The organism is Liquorilactobacillus oeni DSM 19972 (assembly GCF_001436275.1).
Taxonomy (GTDB): domain Bacteria; phylum Bacillota; class Bacilli; order Lactobacillales; family Lactobacillaceae; genus Liquorilactobacillus; species Liquorilactobacillus oeni.
Genome location: NZ_AZEH01000039.1, coordinates 99,313 through 116,123 on the forward strand (window position 1 = coordinate 99,313; position 16,811 = coordinate 116,123).

General features: G+C 37.8%; 15 protein-coding genes. 9 read left to right on the top strand and 6 right to left on the bottom strand.

What is annotated here, in order from left to right; translation table 11 throughout:
• Window positions 1-50 precede the first annotated feature (50 nt).
• Complete coding sequence (locus tag FD46_RS05670) at window positions 51-866, bottom strand: Cof-type HAD-IIB family hydrolase (protein ID WP_057896198.1); 816 nt, start codon at window positions 864-866, stop codon at window positions 51-53.
• Between the two features lie 125 nt (window positions 867-991).
• On the opposite strand from FD46_RS05670, the gene FD46_RS05675 reads away from it, so the two are divergent.
• From FD46_RS05675 to FD46_RS05690, 4 genes are read left to right on the top strand one after another with little or no spacing between them, the layout of a single operon-like run.
• Window positions 992-1,747, top strand: coding sequence for an alpha/beta fold hydrolase (locus FD46_RS05675; RefSeq protein ID WP_057896199.1), 756 nt, complete (start codon window positions 992-994; stop codon window positions 1,745-1,747).
• 17 nt (window positions 1,748-1,764) lie between these two features.
• Complete coding sequence (locus FD46_RS05680; RefSeq protein ID WP_057896200.1) at window positions 1,765-2,088, top strand: metal-sulfur cluster assembly factor; 324 nt, start codon at window positions 1,765-1,767, stop codon at window positions 2,086-2,088.
• An 18-nt stretch (window positions 2,089-2,106) separates the two neighbouring features.
• Window positions 2,107-3,078 carry an ABC transporter permease gene (locus tag FD46_RS05685; protein WP_057896201.1) on the top strand — a complete coding sequence of 324 codons (972 nt, stop codon included), beginning with the start codon at window positions 2,107-2,109 and terminating at the stop codon, window positions 3,076-3,078.
• Between the two features lie 12 nt (window positions 3,079-3,090).
• A complete protein-coding gene (locus FD46_RS05690) occupies window positions 3,091-4,470 on the top strand; it encodes an RsmB/NOP family class I SAM-dependent RNA methyltransferase (protein ID WP_057896202.1) in 1,380 nt (459 codons plus the stop codon).
• 99 nt (window positions 4,471-4,569) lie between these two features.
• Here FD46_RS05690 and fni read toward each other — a convergent pair whose 3' ends face one another.
• From fni to mvk, 4 genes are read right to left on the bottom strand one after another with little or no spacing between them, the layout of a single operon-like run.
• Window positions 4,570-5,607, bottom strand: coding sequence for a type 2 isopentenyl-diphosphate Delta-isomerase (gene fni, locus FD46_RS05695; protein WP_057896203.1), 1,038 nt, complete (start codon window positions 5,605-5,607; stop codon window positions 4,570-4,572).
• A 21-nt stretch (window positions 5,608-5,628) separates the two neighbouring features.
• Window positions 5,629-6,702 (bottom strand): phosphomevalonate kinase, encoded by a 1,074-nt coding sequence (locus tag FD46_RS05700; RefSeq protein ID WP_057896849.1) that lies wholly within the window; start codon window positions 6,700-6,702, stop codon window positions 5,629-5,631.
• Window positions 6,703-6,733: 31 nt separating this feature from the next.
• Complete coding sequence (gene mvaD / locus FD46_RS05705; RefSeq protein ID WP_057896204.1) at window positions 6,734-7,711, bottom strand: diphosphomevalonate decarboxylase; 978 nt, start codon at window positions 7,709-7,711, stop codon at window positions 6,734-6,736.
• Entirely contained in the window at window positions 7,711-8,673 is a 963-nt protein-coding gene (mvk, locus tag FD46_RS05710; RefSeq protein ID WP_057896205.1) for a mevalonate kinase, read from the bottom strand. The genes mvaD and mvk overlap by 1 nt, the downstream gene beginning before the upstream one ends.
• Window positions 8,674-8,851: 178 nt before the next feature.
• Between mvk and FD46_RS05715 the strand changes: the two genes are divergently transcribed.
• From FD46_RS05715 to FD46_RS05735, 5 genes are all read left to right on the top strand, one after another.
• Entirely contained in the window at window positions 8,852-11,734 is a 2,883-nt protein-coding gene (locus tag FD46_RS05715) for a helicase C-terminal domain-containing protein (RefSeq protein ID WP_235805580.1), read from the top strand.
• Between the two features lie 114 nt (window positions 11,735-11,848).
• Window positions 11,849-12,316: a cell wall elongation regulator TseB-like domain-containing protein gene (locus FD46_RS05720; RefSeq protein WP_235805581.1), complete on the top strand. Its 468-nt coding sequence runs from the start codon at window positions 11,849-11,851 to the stop codon at window positions 12,314-12,316.
• A 17-nt stretch (window positions 12,317-12,333) separates the two neighbouring features.
• The gene (locus FD46_RS05725) at window positions 12,334-13,515 is read left to right on the top strand and encodes a pyridoxal phosphate-dependent aminotransferase (protein WP_057896208.1); all 1,182 of its coding nucleotides are present in this window, start codon (window positions 12,334-12,336) and stop codon (window positions 13,513-13,515) included.
• Between the two features lie 12 nt (window positions 13,516-13,527).
• Complete coding sequence (gene asnS, locus FD46_RS05730) at window positions 13,528-14,829, top strand: asparagine--tRNA ligase (RefSeq protein ID WP_057896209.1); 1,302 nt, start codon at window positions 13,528-13,530, stop codon at window positions 14,827-14,829.
• A gap of 85 nt (window positions 14,830-14,914) precedes the next feature.
• The gene (locus FD46_RS05735; RefSeq protein ID WP_057896210.1) at window positions 14,915-15,643 is read left to right on the top strand and encodes a DnaD domain-containing protein; all 729 of its coding nucleotides are present in this window, start codon (window positions 14,915-14,917) and stop codon (window positions 15,641-15,643) included.
• Between the two features lie 153 nt (window positions 15,644-15,796).
• Here FD46_RS05735 and yidC read toward each other — a convergent pair whose 3' ends face one another.
• Entirely contained in the window at window positions 15,797-16,744 is a 948-nt protein-coding gene (yidC, locus tag FD46_RS05740; RefSeq protein ID WP_057896211.1) for a membrane protein insertase YidC, read from the bottom strand.
• Between the last annotated feature and the right edge of the window lie 67 nt (window positions 16,745-16,811).

The window sequence follows — 16,811 nt, forward strand, 5'->3', positions numbered from 1 at the left end:
GATACCAAATTAATTTGGTATCGCCTTTTGTAATCAGTATACAATAACAATTATTCTGCTAACTGCAGGTAATCTTCAAGATAATTTGCAAGCCCGTCTTGGGTATTATCAAGCGAAGTAACATCGTTTGCAATTTTTTTAAGGGGGTCGATTCCATTTTTCATTACTACTCCCCAGCCGGCATAATCAATCATTTCAATATCATTATGTTCGTCACCAAAAGCAATTACATTTTTACGACTAATATTAAAATTTTTGGCGAGATATCTGAGTCCCTTTTCCTTGGTGATTCCTTTTGGCTCAAGTTCTAAAACGGGATTTGGCCCACCCCAGACACCGACCTCGATTGCTTCCCCATATATTTGTTGGAGTGTAGCAATTATTTTTTCTCTTGCTCTTCTTTCCACTAACATTGTTATAGAGGCCGGATCATACTTTAGATTTATTTCGTTTAAAATTTCGTTTTTAGCGAGCACACTCGGGAAAAAATCATCATTATAGCTGGAATCGGAACTATTTGCCAAAAGCATGTCTTTGGCTTCTGCCGCTATCATTTTGATTCCCAGTTTCTCTTTATTGTTAAGTAAATCTAAAGCAATTTCACGTGGAAATGTGTCTTGATACTCCCTGTTCCAGTTTTGATGCGGAATATGCCCCAATGCTCCATTAAAATTAACCATTGGTGTCTTAATTCCCAATTTGTCATAAATATCTTTTGAAATTCGATAAGGACGTCCAGTTACAATTGAAACAATATGGCCAGCTTTGCTGGCTTTTTGTAGGACTTGTCTTGTACGTGTACTGATTTGTGAGTGCTCGTTAAGAGTTGTACCATCCAAATCAAGTGCGATCAACTTTTGTTCCAAAATAATTCACCTTCTATTTACCCAAACTCATAAAACTAAATTTACCATAAAAGTATTATTTTTACTAGAGATTAACTTTACGAACGTTGTATAATTAACTAAATCAAACGGAGGCGGTAGGATAAATGATAACAGTTATATCAAAAAAGATTAAAAATATCCCTGTATTGGAATTGGTTCAAAGTGAAAAAAGTGATTTAGCACTTCCGCTTGTATTTTTCTATCATGGATGGACAAGCTGCAAGGAGCAAGTACTTACCCAAGGGTATGAAATTGCAAAAAAAGGTTTTAGAGTTATCCTACCAGAAGCTTTATATCATGGAGAGCGTCAAGTTGATGGTCCTGCTGAAAAACATAAATTGGAATTCTGGGAGATTGTTGCAAATTCGGTCAGAGAATTTCCAGTAATAATAAAAGAATATAAAAATAAATTTGGAATAAAAGATGATAAAGTCGGTGTTAGTGGACTTTCAATGGGCGGAATCACAACTTGTGCACTGCTTTGTGTTTATCCTCAAATCAGCGCAGCAGTTTGTTTGATGGGTTCGCCAAGGCCGGTAGCTTTTGCTCGTGAACTCCTGCAACGGATTCCGGGAGTCCAAGATGCTGACCCAGAATATGTTGAAAAACAGCTTGAACAGCTTAAGATAATCGATTTATCAGAAAATCCACAGCGCATTGCTGGAAGACCAGTTCATTTCTGGCATGGAACGGCAGATAAAATGGTTCCGTACTTGCCTACTAAGGAATTTTACGATGAAATAGCCGCACATTCGTATGCTGAAAATGTTACCTTTACGTCGACTAGGGGAGGAATACACAAAGTACCCTACACAATAACTGTTGAAATGGCAAATAAATTTGCTGAATATTTTGCTTAAGCCGAGGTGATCATTTTATGGTTGAAAAAGAGACGCTTGCGGAACTTAAAGAAGAAATTATTGAAAAGCTTGAAGATGTGGTAGATCCTGAACTGGGAGTAGATATTGTTAACCTGGGTCTTGTTTACCAAATTGACCTTGATCAAACTGGAGTATGTGTGGTCAAAATGACATTGACAACTATGGGCTGCCCGCTTACTGATATTTTAGCAGATATGGTTGAGAGAGCACTTCAGCCTATACCAGCAGTTAAAAAGGTCGATGTCAAATTTGTGTGGGAACCAGCATGGACAATTTCTAGGATGTCGCGATATGCAAAAATGACTTTAGGCATTCATTAAAAGCGAGGAGAAGTCGGTTTGTTAAAGAAAAGAATATGGCTGTTTTTTTATTCAGCAATGCTGGTTTTTTTCAGTGTTTTTTTGTTTGTGAAAATTCAGCAGCGGACATTAATGATTCAGCTGGATAACCATAATCTAACACCTGATGCATATCATGTTGTTTTGAAAAGTAAAATGACACTGCAAGATGTTGCTGAAAGAATAGACAAGGCAGACGGTATTTCAAATGTTCAGATTCATTTTCAAGATAAAAAAAATAAGAGGTTAACTTATTTTTACGGTGTTAAATACTTTCCGGTTCCGCCAATGATTAAGGGAAGTTTCTTTGGAAGCAATGATTTTGACTCTTCGGTTTCAATTGCAGTAGTGGGGAAAAATTATAAAGATAAGCTGTACACGCCGAAAGATCAAAGTTATTTTAAGTTTAACGGACATTATTTGCCGGTTATCGGTGTAATGGGAGATAGCTACCATACCGAGCTTGATAATCAGTTATTCATTATGCCAAGTATGGAACAGCGTTCTCAGATGATGGCAAATAACTACAGAATTATTATTGATGGAAAGAAGCCATTAGACAAAAAAAAGCTGGCTGATGTTTTAGATGCTTCAAGAATATCTCATGCAAATCGTCAACATCTTTTGATTGAGCAAGATTCGTGGATTGTATCTCATTTCAAAGAGCTAATTGTTTTAATTATTTTAGCGTTTGGACTTGCAGCTTCTCCATTTATTTGGATTTTCTTTGGTAATTCCAGATATCGTGAATTGCTTTTTATAAATGAGAGTTCAAAACGATTGGTTTACGTTGAATGGGAATTCTTTGCATTGTTTTATGGTTTGGGGATGCTTTTTGGGATAATTCCCGGAATGTTATTTTTTGACCTGAGCAGTTATTTAGGGTTATTGAGTTATAATTTTGCAATTTACTTGGTAAATAACTTGCTTTTTATCTGGATGATAAGTAAAAAAATAAAGGATTTAAAATAGGGGTTTTGAGAAGTGCAGTTACCTAAGGAATTCATTGAAAAGTATCAAAAAATATTAGGAAATGAAGCCGAAGAATTTTTCCAGAGTTTAAATGACGAGCCTGTAAAAGCATTCAGACTCAATCCGCTAAAAGAAGAAGCGAAAAGGGTTTCTTATTCATTGAAAGATCCAGTTCCTTACGTTCTGACTGGATATTATGGGGCGGTAAGCGGGCATTCTCTTGAACATCAGACGGGGTACGTTTACAGCCAAGAACCTAGTGCAATGTACGTAGGTGAAGCTGCTGAAGTTTTGCCTGGAGATATTGTTCTTGATCTTTGTGCTGCACCTGGAGGCAAGTCTACACAAATCGCCGCTAAAATGAAAGGGAAAGGACTATTGGTTTCAAATGAAATCAACCGGAAGAGAGCCACGGTATTAGCGGAAAATCTGGAGAGGATAGGCGCAGTTAATGTAATTGTTCTCAATGAAAATCCGACAAATCTAGCTCAAAAATTTCCCGGATTTTTTGATAAAATTTTGGTTGATGCCCCTTGTTCAGGGGAAGGGATGTTTCGCAAAGATCCTGATGCAATCGGTTATTGGAGCTATGACTATCCAATAGAATGTTCAAAAAGGCAGCGTCAGATACTGTCTGAGGCATTAAAGATGCTTAAACCTGGCGGACAGTTAATTTATTCAACTTGTACTTTTGCTCCTGAAGAAGACGAACAGATTGTAGAATGGTTACTGGCAAAGTACCAAATAAAAACCATTCCTTTGAAAAAATGGCCGGGAATGGACCACGGACTCAGTGCAGTTGCTGGCGGTAATCCTTGTGTTGTTGATACAGTACGTTTGTTTCCACACCATTTTAAGGGTGAGGGTCACTTCATTGCAAAGTTTCAAGATGAAAGACAAGCATTGTCAAGAACAGATAAAAGGAAAAAAGTTAGAAAAAAAGAAAAAACAAGGTTGTTTCGGAATTTAAACAAAGATGAAGCGAAATTGTGGCATACTTTTTCAAGAGAGGTACTGGGCAGAGAACTTTTTCCTGATATTGAGTTGCGCTGCTGGGGAGATAGACTATTTCGTTATCCGCAAGAGTGGCCAGATATTTCAAAGCTAAAGTTCATACGTCCTGGATTTCAACTAGGTACTTTTAAAAAGAATAGATTTGAACCAGCATATTCTTTAGCACTTTCTCTTTCAGAAAGCAGCTGCAAACGTAAAATAGCCGTTTCTTTGGCTGAGTGGAAAATCTTTGTGGGAGGAAATACTCTCAGATCAAAAGCTGAATTAGAAAACGGGTGGTACTTATTAACCTGCAAGGATAAGAGCTTCTGTTTTGGAAAGTTTGTGAATGGTACTATTAAAAACTTCTTCCCCAAGGGGTTACGGTTTAAACCTTAAACTCAAGATATTGCACAACTATTTTTAAAATTGTTTAGAAGTAGTTTAAAAAAGACTGTGGCAGTATTTCATACCACAATCTTTTTTTACTATATTGAACTACTCATGTTTGTGCAATTGCTTTTTGAAGTTTTCTAACTCTACAGAAAGAACGTAGTCTGTTTGACGAAGTTCAGTTATATCATGACAGCCTAGAATGGTCATAATAGCTTTAACCTGATGTTTAAGGGTATTAATCAAGCTAATTAGACCAGAAACATCTTTTTTTATAACTGTATGTAAAAAAAGACCAGAAATTCCTACATTGTCCGCGCCTAAGACAAGACATTTAACAATATCCAAAGCATTTCGAATACCGCCAGAAGCGGTGAAAGAAAAATCTTTTTGAAAAAACTGACTGCCAATAAGAGTCTCAGCCGTCGTTAGTCCAAAATTGTTCAAAACCGAAAAATCCTCACCATGCAAGCGCTGATTTTCAATTTTGGCAAAGTTGGTACCACCTCGACCAGATAGATCAACGTATTTTACCCCAAGTTCTTTCAGTTTAGATAAAGTGGTGGGTGAAATTCCAAACCCGACTTCTTTTATAAGAACAGGACGACCTAATCTGCCGACTATTTCTCTAATATTGTCCTTCCAAAAAAAAGTACGATCTCCTTCAGACATCACGATTTCTTGTGCAGCATTGAGATGAAGTTCTAAAATATCAGCTTTAAGCATTTTTATAGCATTTTTTGCATCATGCAATCCATGTCCTGCACCAAGATTGCCTATTACAAGTCCATGCGGTAATGTTTTTCGAACTATTTTAAATCCAGGAGCTGTCTCAGGATAACGTAGCGCAATGCTTTGAGAGCCGGTAGCCATCGCAAGTCCAGTTTTAGCTGCTGCTGTAGCTAATTTTTGATTTATTTGAGCAGTAGTTTTACTTCCACCTGACATTGCATTAATGAAGAAAGGAATTTTCATCTCAATTCCTGCGAGTGTTGTTTTATAATCCACTTCTGAAAAGGAAATTTCCGGTAAATTATTAGGTAGAAGCCTTATCTGATTCAACCCGTTTTGAGCGTCTGCTTGATACTGCTTTTGTGTAATAAAAACATGTTCGTCTTTACGGTGTGCATGCAGTTCATCCATAATACAGTACCTCCAAAAGATTTAATCGGTAACTCGATGGACGTGAAGGTTTAATGGCACGATTCCTGCCGTTTCCCATGATCGTTTCAACTCTGTTGTGTCCAATCTTTTATCAATTACGACAATTCCGCAATCACCGCCGCCTGCACCAGAAGTTTTTGCTGCGCCGTTAACAGCTTCTGCAGAGTCACAAAGACGATGCAACAGCGGAGTTTCTATTTCAACTGTACTTAACTTGCCTAAGTTCTTGAGCAGATGCCGGTTAAATCTGATTTCTTTTTGAATTATGTTAATGCTTTTTGAGCGGAAACCCGTAATCATTCTGCTGATACAAGCTTTGCTTTCTGCTAAAAATTGTTCGTAAGCTACTCTTTGTTCCGTTTTTTTAAGGCTAACTGCATCAACTAGGTGAGAAGTAGATGCCGGAGAACCGGTCCAGCCAATTAAAAGCTGCAAGTTGCTGGGCGGTTCAAGTAATTCAATATTAAGTGCAGGCCATTTTAGGGTAATTAATTTACGTAGCGAATAGATCTTACGAGCAGTTTTTAACCAGTCGCGATCAAAAGAGCGATATGCAATCCAGCCGCCGTAAACACTGGCTGCGATGTCACCAAGAGAACCGTTTCCTTGGATATCCAGATGAGCAATTGCAGCTAATTTGAAGAGCTTATCTTTAGTCATTTGGAGATTATAAAAGCGGCATAGAGCCTTGATAGTTGCAACTGTAACAGCTGCAGAACTGCCCAAGCCATATTTTTTTCCATCTGGGCTGTCAAGGCTGCTGTCTATGTGTAAATGATAACATTTCATTTCTTTGTTTAATGATTGTGCATATATTTCTGTCAAGCGAATTGCCGATAGAATATAGTGAAAGGGGTTATCTCTATTATCAAAAACCATGTTGTTGCCTTCACGTTTCCAGTAAAGAGAATTTTCCTGATATTGTTTGGAATTGATTGAGCCATAGTCGTTGCTTTCTTCGACTGTGACAGTGACAAATTGATTTAATGCCACTAGTATTGCCGGAAAACCTGTTTCTACCACTGCATATTCACCTGCAATGTAAAGTTTTCCCGGAGCTTTGACGGTAATCAAAAAATCATGTCCCTTCAACGAGTTAATTAATTTATGGGTTATCAATAAGTTCAGCACCTGGCCCTGGTCCAGCAACAATTAAATCTTTTCTAGAAAAAGACGATTCCAGAGCTGAAAGAATAACTTCTGTGTCCTTTTTCGCACAGATAATTTTAACATTTGGGCCAGCATCTAAAGTATAATAACAAGAAATACCCTCAGAACGCAAATTCTCAACAATTTTCATAGCCAATAAGCTGCCAGGTTCAAAATAACTGAAGTGAGGACGCGCACTTAAATTAAGAGCGTGCATTTTCAATGCGTTTTCTTCTGCAATCATTCCGACACGTTCCAAATTTCTTTGTTTAATTGCCCTTTTTATTGCAATCAAGTCTTCTTTTGCAGTTTTTTTCCATCCTTCGTAGTATGGAGAAGTTGAAACAACTCTTTGCATACCCACACGACTGGAGATTTTCTTTTGCTTTGCATTAATTACGACAGCAATCATGCAGATATTCCAGCCTAAATTCTCCTCTAAGGGGACCGCATAGGAAGAAGCATCATCATGTCCTTGTTGCCATTCTACAAAGCCGCCGTATATCGAACGGGTTGCTGATCCGGACCCTCGGCGTGCCAGCCTGGAAAGCGCACGCCTATCGAGGTTTAAACCTGCTGCTTTACTCGCTGCTAAAGAAAGTGCAGCAAATGCTGAAGCTGATGAAGCAAGTCCTGCAGCTGAGGGAACGTGGTTGAAAGACTCAACCACTGCAAATCTTTTTTCCCCGGAAAATCTGCGGAGTAGATCTAAAACATGAGTTACCTTTGTATTTTGTTGTCTTACCCCATCTAAAATAAAGCTATCTTGATCTAAATCTGAATCAAAAAAAACACTTGTATCGGTATAAAATTTATCTAGTGTCAAAGATAGACTGCTATTCATTGGAATGATCAAATCTTGGTCTAGTTTGCCCCAATATTTGATTAAAGCAATGTTTGTATGTGCTCGGGCAGTATATTTTTCAGTTCGCATCAGTTGACTTCCTCCTTGGCCCGTAAAGCCAAAGGCTGTGTCCATGTTTGGGTTACTCCCAACTTTTTTAAATGAACGGCCGCTTTTTCCGCTGCTTTTTGATCACGCATTAAACAGATAAAACAGCCTCCACGTCCGCCACCAGTTAATTTGCTTCCCAAGGATCCCAATGTACGACTAGCTGTAATTAAACGGTTGAGTTTATCATTGCTGACGCCTAGTTTTTCAAGTTGAGTCTGTGCCTGGTCTAAAGTTTTTCCTAGTTTTATAATTTTATTTTTTGCAAGCTCATTTTTGGCATCAAAAGTTAGTTCTGATAATCTATCGAGTATCCTGCTGGTCAGGTTCGGATTTTCGTTAAAAAGTGTACGCACACTTGATACTGCTTCTCCAGTTCGTCCTTTTATTCCGCTATCGCAAATTAAAAGACAACCATCCATTTTTATAGGGATAGGGGTAAGCGCATAATCTTTTATCATCCAAATAGGGTTTGCACTGGCTGCAGTTGCTGCATCCAAGCCGCTGGGGTTTCCATGCATGTCAATTTCAGAGACATTTGCCAGCTGGAGAAGTTTACTATGAGAGAGTTCCCATCCAAAATAATGATAGAGGGCACGTGTAAGAGCAACTGCAGTTGCTGCGGATGACCCCATTCCTCGCTCAGCTGGAAGATCACTTTTAATGGTCAGATCAAAGTAACTGTCAAGTGCATTGTGCTTATTCAAAATTAAAGAAAGCAGGTGGTGAATACCATACATTGTGCGGGGCATCTGCCCAATAGGTCCCTCGAAATAGCGACTATGAATCATTTGAACGGGGTCTAAGGTACCATTGATATGAACCCGTGTGGTGACTTCCGAAAGAGGAAGAGCAATCGCTGGTTTTCCATAAACAACGGAGTGTTCCCCAATCAGAATGATTTTAGCATGACTTTTTCCACATGCGGAATGCATATTGAACATACTCAAGACAATGCTTCCTTTCCAATTTTTATTCAATGACATTTTTATCATACTACAAAAAATTCAATTATTTATTAATATCATCTTTCTCCAAGAATAAGCAAGTAAAATTATACATATTTATAACAATAATAACAATAATGAGCGGCTTTTATCTGAATATTGTAGGATGATTACATTGCCCAACATAAGATTACTAGACAATATACGAAAAAAATATATTTGTGATAAAATTGCGTTTAGAGTATGTGAGAAAGTCGGTGGAACAATGAGCCCAGCACCAATATATGCAGTTGTTGATATTGAAACCACAGGGACTGCTATGGATGGAAGCAACAGAATTATTCAATTCAGTTGCGTTTTGGTAAAAGACAACAAGATTGCAAATATATTTAATACAATGGTTAATCCTTTGATGAAGATTCCAGAAGAAGTTCAACAGCTTACAGGCATTACTCCTAAAGATGTTCGCAAGGCTCCTCTTTTTGATGATCTGGCTGGTACAATTTATGAATTATTACAAGGGACAGTTTTTGTAGCACACAACATTAACTTCGATTACCGTTTTTTGAACACTGAGCTGGAACGCTGCGGTTATCCATCTCTTGAAATTGATGGAATAGATACGGTTCAACTTAGTCAAATACTGCTTCCTACGCTTCCAAGCTATCGCTTAGCATATTTAGGAAGTTATCTGAATATTGTTCATTCTCATCCCCACCGCGCTGACAGCGATGCTTCAGTCACAGCACAGCTTTTACTTTTTTTACTAAAACAAATTGAAAATCTTCCAATACAACTACTGGAACAAGCAGTTCGTTTCCGCAGTTCACTTCTTTTTCAAACTGGTGAGTGTTTTCTTAATGCATTACGGCTTAAGCAGAAAAATGCAAATGTAGTTCCTGACTACTTAGAAAATGTTTCTGGGATGCTGTTACGACGAATTGAAAAAAATATAAAATTTGATCAAAGCAGCAAGTTTCCTAGAACTGATGCTGAAAAGAAAAAATTGTTTTTAAATTTTTTAAATTGGCGCAAAGCACAGTCAGAAATGATGAACCGGGTCTTTGCTATTTTAAGTCAAAGTGGTTCTGAAAGGGCTATATTAGAGGCACCCACAGGCTTAGGGAAAACTCTAGGCTATATGATACCTGCTGCATATGCTTCTCAAGCAGGAAAAGGAACGGTAATTTCAACAGCAACCACTGCATTGCAGACGCAGCTTTTAGAACAGGTAATTCCATTGATGAGACAAATCCTGCCCTTTGAATTTGAAGTCGCAGTTTTCAAGGGCAGCCAAAATTATATTGACCTTGGAAAATTTGCACGAACTCTTAAACAAGTACAAAATTCACAGACCCGTTTATTGCAATTAAGATTGCTTGTGTGGTTGACGATTACTAAAACAGGCGATTTAACAGAATTGCATCTGACAAAATATCAAAATCCTCTTTTTGATGAAATTAGGCACCATGGACCTGCAAGCCTTGATAGCAGTGATACTTTTTATAGTGTCGACTTTGTTCACAGACAGCAGTTGTTAGAGAAAAATGCGGATTTGATCATTACAAATCATGCTTATTTAGTTAGACATGCTGCTGAACTCGGAGGACTCAAGAAAAGAGATCTGATAGTAGATGAAGCACAGCACCTTGGAGAAATCGCACTAAAGAATAATCGTGACGTAATTGATTTTGATGAATTGAAGATTCTTTGCGATACGTTGTTAGTTAAAATGGAATCAAAAGTTTCTTTTTCGTTAAAGAATTTGTCCGCACAACACTTCTTGACAATTGCAGAGTCAAAAGAAATAATTAAAAAGGTTCAGCTTATTGATCAAAGAATTCCTAAGCTGCGGGATAAACTTTACAAACGTTTTGTAAATGAAACCTTGTTTACAACGGGTTTCTATGAAGAAACACTTCGACTTGATAAATTTTTCGGTTTTGTAAAAGAAAATTTAGGAGATATCAAACAGATCAGTAAAGCAGCTTTTTCCTTACAAAGAATCTTTAAACAACTGACGATCCGTTTCTCAAACTTTAAAGCTGAAAATCGGATTGACAGGACTGCCGAGGAATTTTTATATGATTTTTGCAGTCAGCTTCAGGGACTTATTGAGTCTTTAAAGACTTGGGAACGGCTTTCGCTTGATGAATTAGAGGAACTATCCACTGAAATTCTTGTCAGTATTTCACTTCCATTGCATCAGCCGGGTGCACATTTACGCTTGCGCTTCAGCCTTTTCAGAACAAAAAACTTTTTAGAGCCGAATGTTTATGCTAATTTTAAACACGTTCTTTTTGTAGGGGCAAGTTTGGTATTGCCCAGTTCACCGTATTATATGCTGGATCAGCTTGATCTAGCGCATGAGACTCAGGTTATTAGTTTTAAGGGGATCTTTGACTATCGAAAACAGGCACTTGCGCTTTTAGTAGCAGATGCTCCTGATGTTTCTCAGAATGCAAGTGAGTATACTGAATATATAGGTAAAACGCTGGAGAATATTATTTTGCATAATAAACGCAGAATGATGGTGCTTTTCAATTCGCTTACAATGATTCAGAAAATTTATGATCATTTAAAAGAAACGGGTATTACAGAAAAAAGGCTTGTACTGGCACAGGGAATTACTGGCAGTAATGAAAAAGTCGTTAAGAGTTTCAAATTAGCTGAAAGTGCAATCTTACTCGGATCAGGAGCCTTTTGGGAGGGAATTGATCTTCCAAAGGATAAGCTGGAGCTACTTGTAATTACACGTCTGCCCTTCCAGTCGCCCGATACTTTGTTAAACCGAGCCAAATATAGTTTAATTGAAAAGCAAGGACTCAATTCATTTACAGAGATTGCTTTGCCGGAAACAATGATGCGTTTAAAACAAGGGTTCGGTCGTCTAATAAGGACCCCAGAAGACAAGGGAGTTTTGATTGTTTTGGACAGCCGTGTTATTTCCCGAACCTATGGCTCAAGGCTACGCACTGCTTTTCCTGAAGAGCTGCCGGTAAGGATAGTTGAAACAAAGGAACTTGAAACTTATTTGCACAGCTTTTGGCAAAAGTAATATAGCTGGGTACAAAAGAATCTTATTTATTGGTATAATTAGACGGATGTAAAAAAATTCTAATTAATAAAAGAGATGACGAGCATGCAAAGAATGAAACACAGACATACGAATATGAGAAGACTTATCAGCTTAGCTGTTTTAGCTATAGTTTTTTTTGGAGGATTAATAATTTTTTGGCAATCTGCTGCTCCTCGAAGGGATGCTAAAACAAATGCCGTAAACTTTGCACGCAAATATGCTGGCTTAAAAGATGAAACGGATTTTTATCTTTTTAATAGAAAAAAAACCTATTTTACAGTGGCCGGTACTAATAATAAAAATCAGCAAATTTATGTAATTATTGCAAAAAAAGGTGGACAAACAGTGATCCTTAAGCAAAGTAGCGGAATCCGTGAACAGCAAGCAAATTCTTTGATTAAAAAAAATAAAAAACCGCAAAAAATTCTTAAAACAACTCTTGGAATATGGCAGAAATCTCCTGTGTGGGAGGTCACCTACTTAAATCACCAAGGCAACCTGTGCTACACTTTATTTGCATTCAAAAATGGGAAAGTAGTCAAAGAAATTGAAAATCTTTAAAATATGAGGGTGAAAAAATGAAAATATCAAGGAGAGCTGAACAAATTCAGCCATCAGCAACACTTGCACTTTCTGCTAAGGCCAAAGAAATGACAGCACAAGGAATAAATGTGATTAATTTAGGAATTGGAGAACCAGATTTTAACACTCCGAAACATGTTAAAGAAGCTGCAATTGAGGCTATTAATTCTGGAAAATCCGATTTTTATACTGTTGCTACTGGTATTCCAGCCCTAAAAAAGGCTGTCTGCGACCGAATTGCTGCTGATTCTGGAGTTCATTACGAACCAAGTCAAGTTGCAATTACTGTAGGAGGAAAGTTTTCGCTTTATGTGCTTGCGCAAACTTTACTTAATGAAGGAGACGAGGTTTTAATTCCTCTTCCTTATTGGGTAAGTTATGGTGAACAGGTAAAACTTGCTGGAGGCGTGCCGGTTTTTGTTAGTCCCGAAAATGGCAAAAAAATCGGTGTTAGCGAATTGAAGAAGGCCTATACTGAACGAACACGTATTTTAATTATTAATTCCCCGCAAAATCCGTCAGGTTTAATTTATACTAAGGATGAGTTGCAAGCAATTGGAGAATGGGCAGTAGCACATGATGTAGTATTGGTTACAGACGATATGTACAGCAAGCTGATTTATAATGGAAATCACTTTACTTCACTGATAGAACTCGGTGAAAAAATCAATAAGCAAACGATCCTTGTGAGCGGCTTGTCAAAGGCTTATGCAATGACAGGTTGGCGTGTCGGCTATACAGTTGGTCCTCAACAAGTTATAAAAAAAATGGGAGCAATTATTGGACATGCAACCAGCAATTTAGCAGCTGTAAGTCAATATGCTGCCTTAGCAGCATTAACTGGTGATCAGAGTGTTGTAGAAAAAATGCGTTCAGAATTTGAAAAACGCTTGAATATTGTCTACCCTTTACTGGTTTCATTGCCGGGCTTTTTGCTTAAAGATAAACCTGAAGGAGCTTTCTATCTTTTTCCGGATGTCTCTGAGGCAGTTAAGTTAACCGGCTTTTCAACTACTGAAGATTTTGCAGCAGCTTTGTTAGAAGAAGCGCATGTAGCAGTAGTAGCTGGGAGTGCATTTGGGATGCCAACGCATATAAGACTCAGCTATGCAACTGATTTAGCTGACTTGAAAGAAGCTCTTCAAAGAATGAAAAAATTTATCAATAAACATATGTAGGGGGATATATTGTTGGAGACAATTAGTATTATAGACGCAAAAGAGCATGTGAATGAAGAAGTAAAAATTGGGGTCTGGCTTACAAACAAACGCTCCAGTGGCAAAATTGCTTTTTTACAGTTTCGTGACGGTACGGCCTTTTTTCAGGGCGTAGTAGTGAAAAACAATGTTGGTGAAGAAACCTTTGAACTTGCAAAGGAGATCAGGCAAGAAGAAAGCCTATACGTCACCGGAACTATTCATCAAGATAAACGCTCTCATTTTGGATATGAAATTGAGGTTTCCAATATCGAGGAAGTAGGTAAAAGTGAAGACTATCCTATTACACCTAAGGAACATGGTGTAGACTTCTTGATGGACCATCGGCATTTGTGGTTACGCTCAAAAAGACAATTTGCAGTTATGCAAATCAGAAATGAATTGATTCGGGCTACTTACGAATTTTTTAATAAAGAAGGTTTTATCAAAATTGATGCTCCGATTCTGACTGGTTCTGCGCCCGAAGGAACGACAGAGCTTTTCCATACAAAGTACTTTGATAAAGATGCTTACCTTTCACAGTCTGGTCAGTTATATGAAGAAGCTGGCGCGATGGCATATGGAAAAGTATTTTCCTTCGGACCGACTTTTCGCGCGGAAAAATCTAAAACCAGAAGACATTTAATTGAGTTTTGGATGATTGAACCTGAGATGGCGTTTATGCACCAAGAACAGAGTTTAGAACTTCAGGAATGCTATATTGCTTTTCTTGTCCAGAGTGTACTTGACCATTGTCAATATGAATTAAAATTGCTAGAACGTGATCCTGAAATTTTGAAACGTTATACTCAATTACCGTATCCACGTATTTCATATGATAAGGCAATTGAAATGCTTACAGAATCCGGAGAGTTTCCAGATGTAAAATGGGGAGAAGATTTTGGCTCCCCTGAAGAAACATTTTTAGCAGAGCACTTCAGCAAACCGGTTTTTGTGGTGAACTATCCTAAAGCAATTAAACCTTTTTATATGGAGCCGCATCCAACTCGGGATGATATTGTGGTTTGTGCCGACTTGCTGGCGCCAGAAGGTTATGGTGAAATAATTGGAGGTTCTGAAAGGGCAACGGATGTTAATTATTTAATAAAGCAGCTTGAAAAGGCTGGGCTTAATAAGAGTGACTATGAATGGTACCTGGACTTACGCCGTTACGGCAGTGTACCCCATTCTGGCTTTGGCCTAGGATTGGAACGTGCTGTTACTTGGATTACCGGTGAGGAGCATATTCGAGAGGCTATCCCATTTCCGAGATTGCTTAACCGTATTTATCCGTAAAATAGATTATGTGAAGTAGCCAGGGTATTTTATTTTTAATATCTTGACTGCTTTTTAGTTCAAAACAGTGAATGGGGATGGTGGTATGGACAAAACGTTTGAAGAATATTTAAAAGCCGGACAAACTACAATTTCAAACTTGATTTTGCGTAATTATCCTTCACTGGGGTTAGATGAAGCAGAACTTGTACTTTTAATGGAATTGATGAGTGAACAGCAAGCAGGTAGCTTGTTTCCGTCTATTGAAAAAACAGCACAAAGGATGGGTAAGGAGATAAAGGAAGTTTATCAAATGTTGCATGGCCTAATTGAAAAAAAAGTCATGCAAATTGTTAGTGTTCCTGATGAAGATGGGAAGAGCCAGGATGTTTACCGTTTTGATCTGCTGTATGAAAAGCTCGAAATACTAGGTAAGAGAAAGCAGCAAAGCGAGGGTCAAAATAATCGAAAGGCTGCTCAAGATAAAGTGTACAGCAGTATTGAAGTAGAATTTGGCCGTCCATTGTCTCCAATTGAAATTGAAACAATTGATTCTTGGCTTCACCAAGATAATTATGCTCCTGATTTGATAATCTTGGCATTACGAGAAGCTGTGCTTAACCAAGCCTATAGTTTAAAATATATTGACAAGATTTTGTTAAGCTGGGAAAGGCAAAACATTAAAACTGCTCAAGATGTAGAACGTGCTAAGCAAAAAGTGAGATTTAAAAGCAAAAAAGGCTTATTTGAAACGAAAGACAACAGCCAAAGCGATAAGCCAGCTATACCTCTTTATCGTTGGTCTGATAATAGTGGACAAGGCGGAAATGAGTAAAAATAAAAACAATGAAATAAGATGTAAGAAAACATAATTGTGGATAATTAATAGTATAAAAAAGCTGTGTCAAAAATAAACTTTCGACACAGCTTTTTTATACTTAATAAAACGGTTTTACTTACAGAAAATGAAGTTGCGAATATCTGAAAACTATTTTTTTGGACCCCGTTTTTGTTTTCCAACATTCCGTTTTCTATTTTTATTATGAAGATTATCTGAGTTATTTGATGTGCTAGTTTTTGAAACTTTTTCTGCAGTATCAATTTTTCTTTCAACCTTAGAAACATCTTTTTTAATCTTAGGAGGATTTTCTTCTAATTCTTTTTTTATTTCCGCTCTGATTTTAGGCCGCATCAAGTTGACCAAAACGGTCTGCAGACAAGCAAAGATTCCACCTACAAAGAAGTAAAGGCCAAGTCCGGCTGGTGAAATGAAAGTCATACCGGTCAGCATAATCGGGCTGATAAGCATCATAGACTGCATTTGTTTCTTTTGTTCTTCTGGGATACCTAAAGTAGCTAAGTAACCTTGAAGTGCGTAAACTAAAAATGTTAGACCTGTAAAGAAGATGCTTGGTTTTCCCAGGTTAATTCCCATAAAATAAGTTCGGGAAAGTTCCGGAGAATATTGGATTGCAGCATAAAGCGCTGCAAAAATAGGCATCTGAATCAGCAGCGGCAAACAACCGATTCCACCAGTCATTGAAATTCCATTTTCACGATAGATCTGCATCATTTCTTGACTAATAGCTGCTTTTTCTTCTTGGGACTTCGCATTCTTTTGCCGTTCTTGGATGTCAGCAAGCTGCGGCTTTACAGAGGCCATTTTTTCTTGCTGCACAGTAGCATTACGCGATTGCTTGAGCATTAAAGGCATTAAGGCCATCCGGACGATAAAAGTAATCGTAATAATAGCCCAGCCATAACTGCCATTAAAGAGGGTAGATAGCCACTCAATAACGTGTTGAGTGGGGACTGCTAAGTTTTCATAGATCAAGCCATATGGTTTACCGCTTTTTGTTCTTTGGACACAGCCGCTTAAAATAAGTGAAAGCGTAACAAAAATCGGTAAAATAGCAAGGCGTTTTGTTTTTTTCATTGCTCAGTTCCTTTCAAATAAACTACGCTTATTACTATACGTTATCTGTCAGTTATTTTCAATCAAG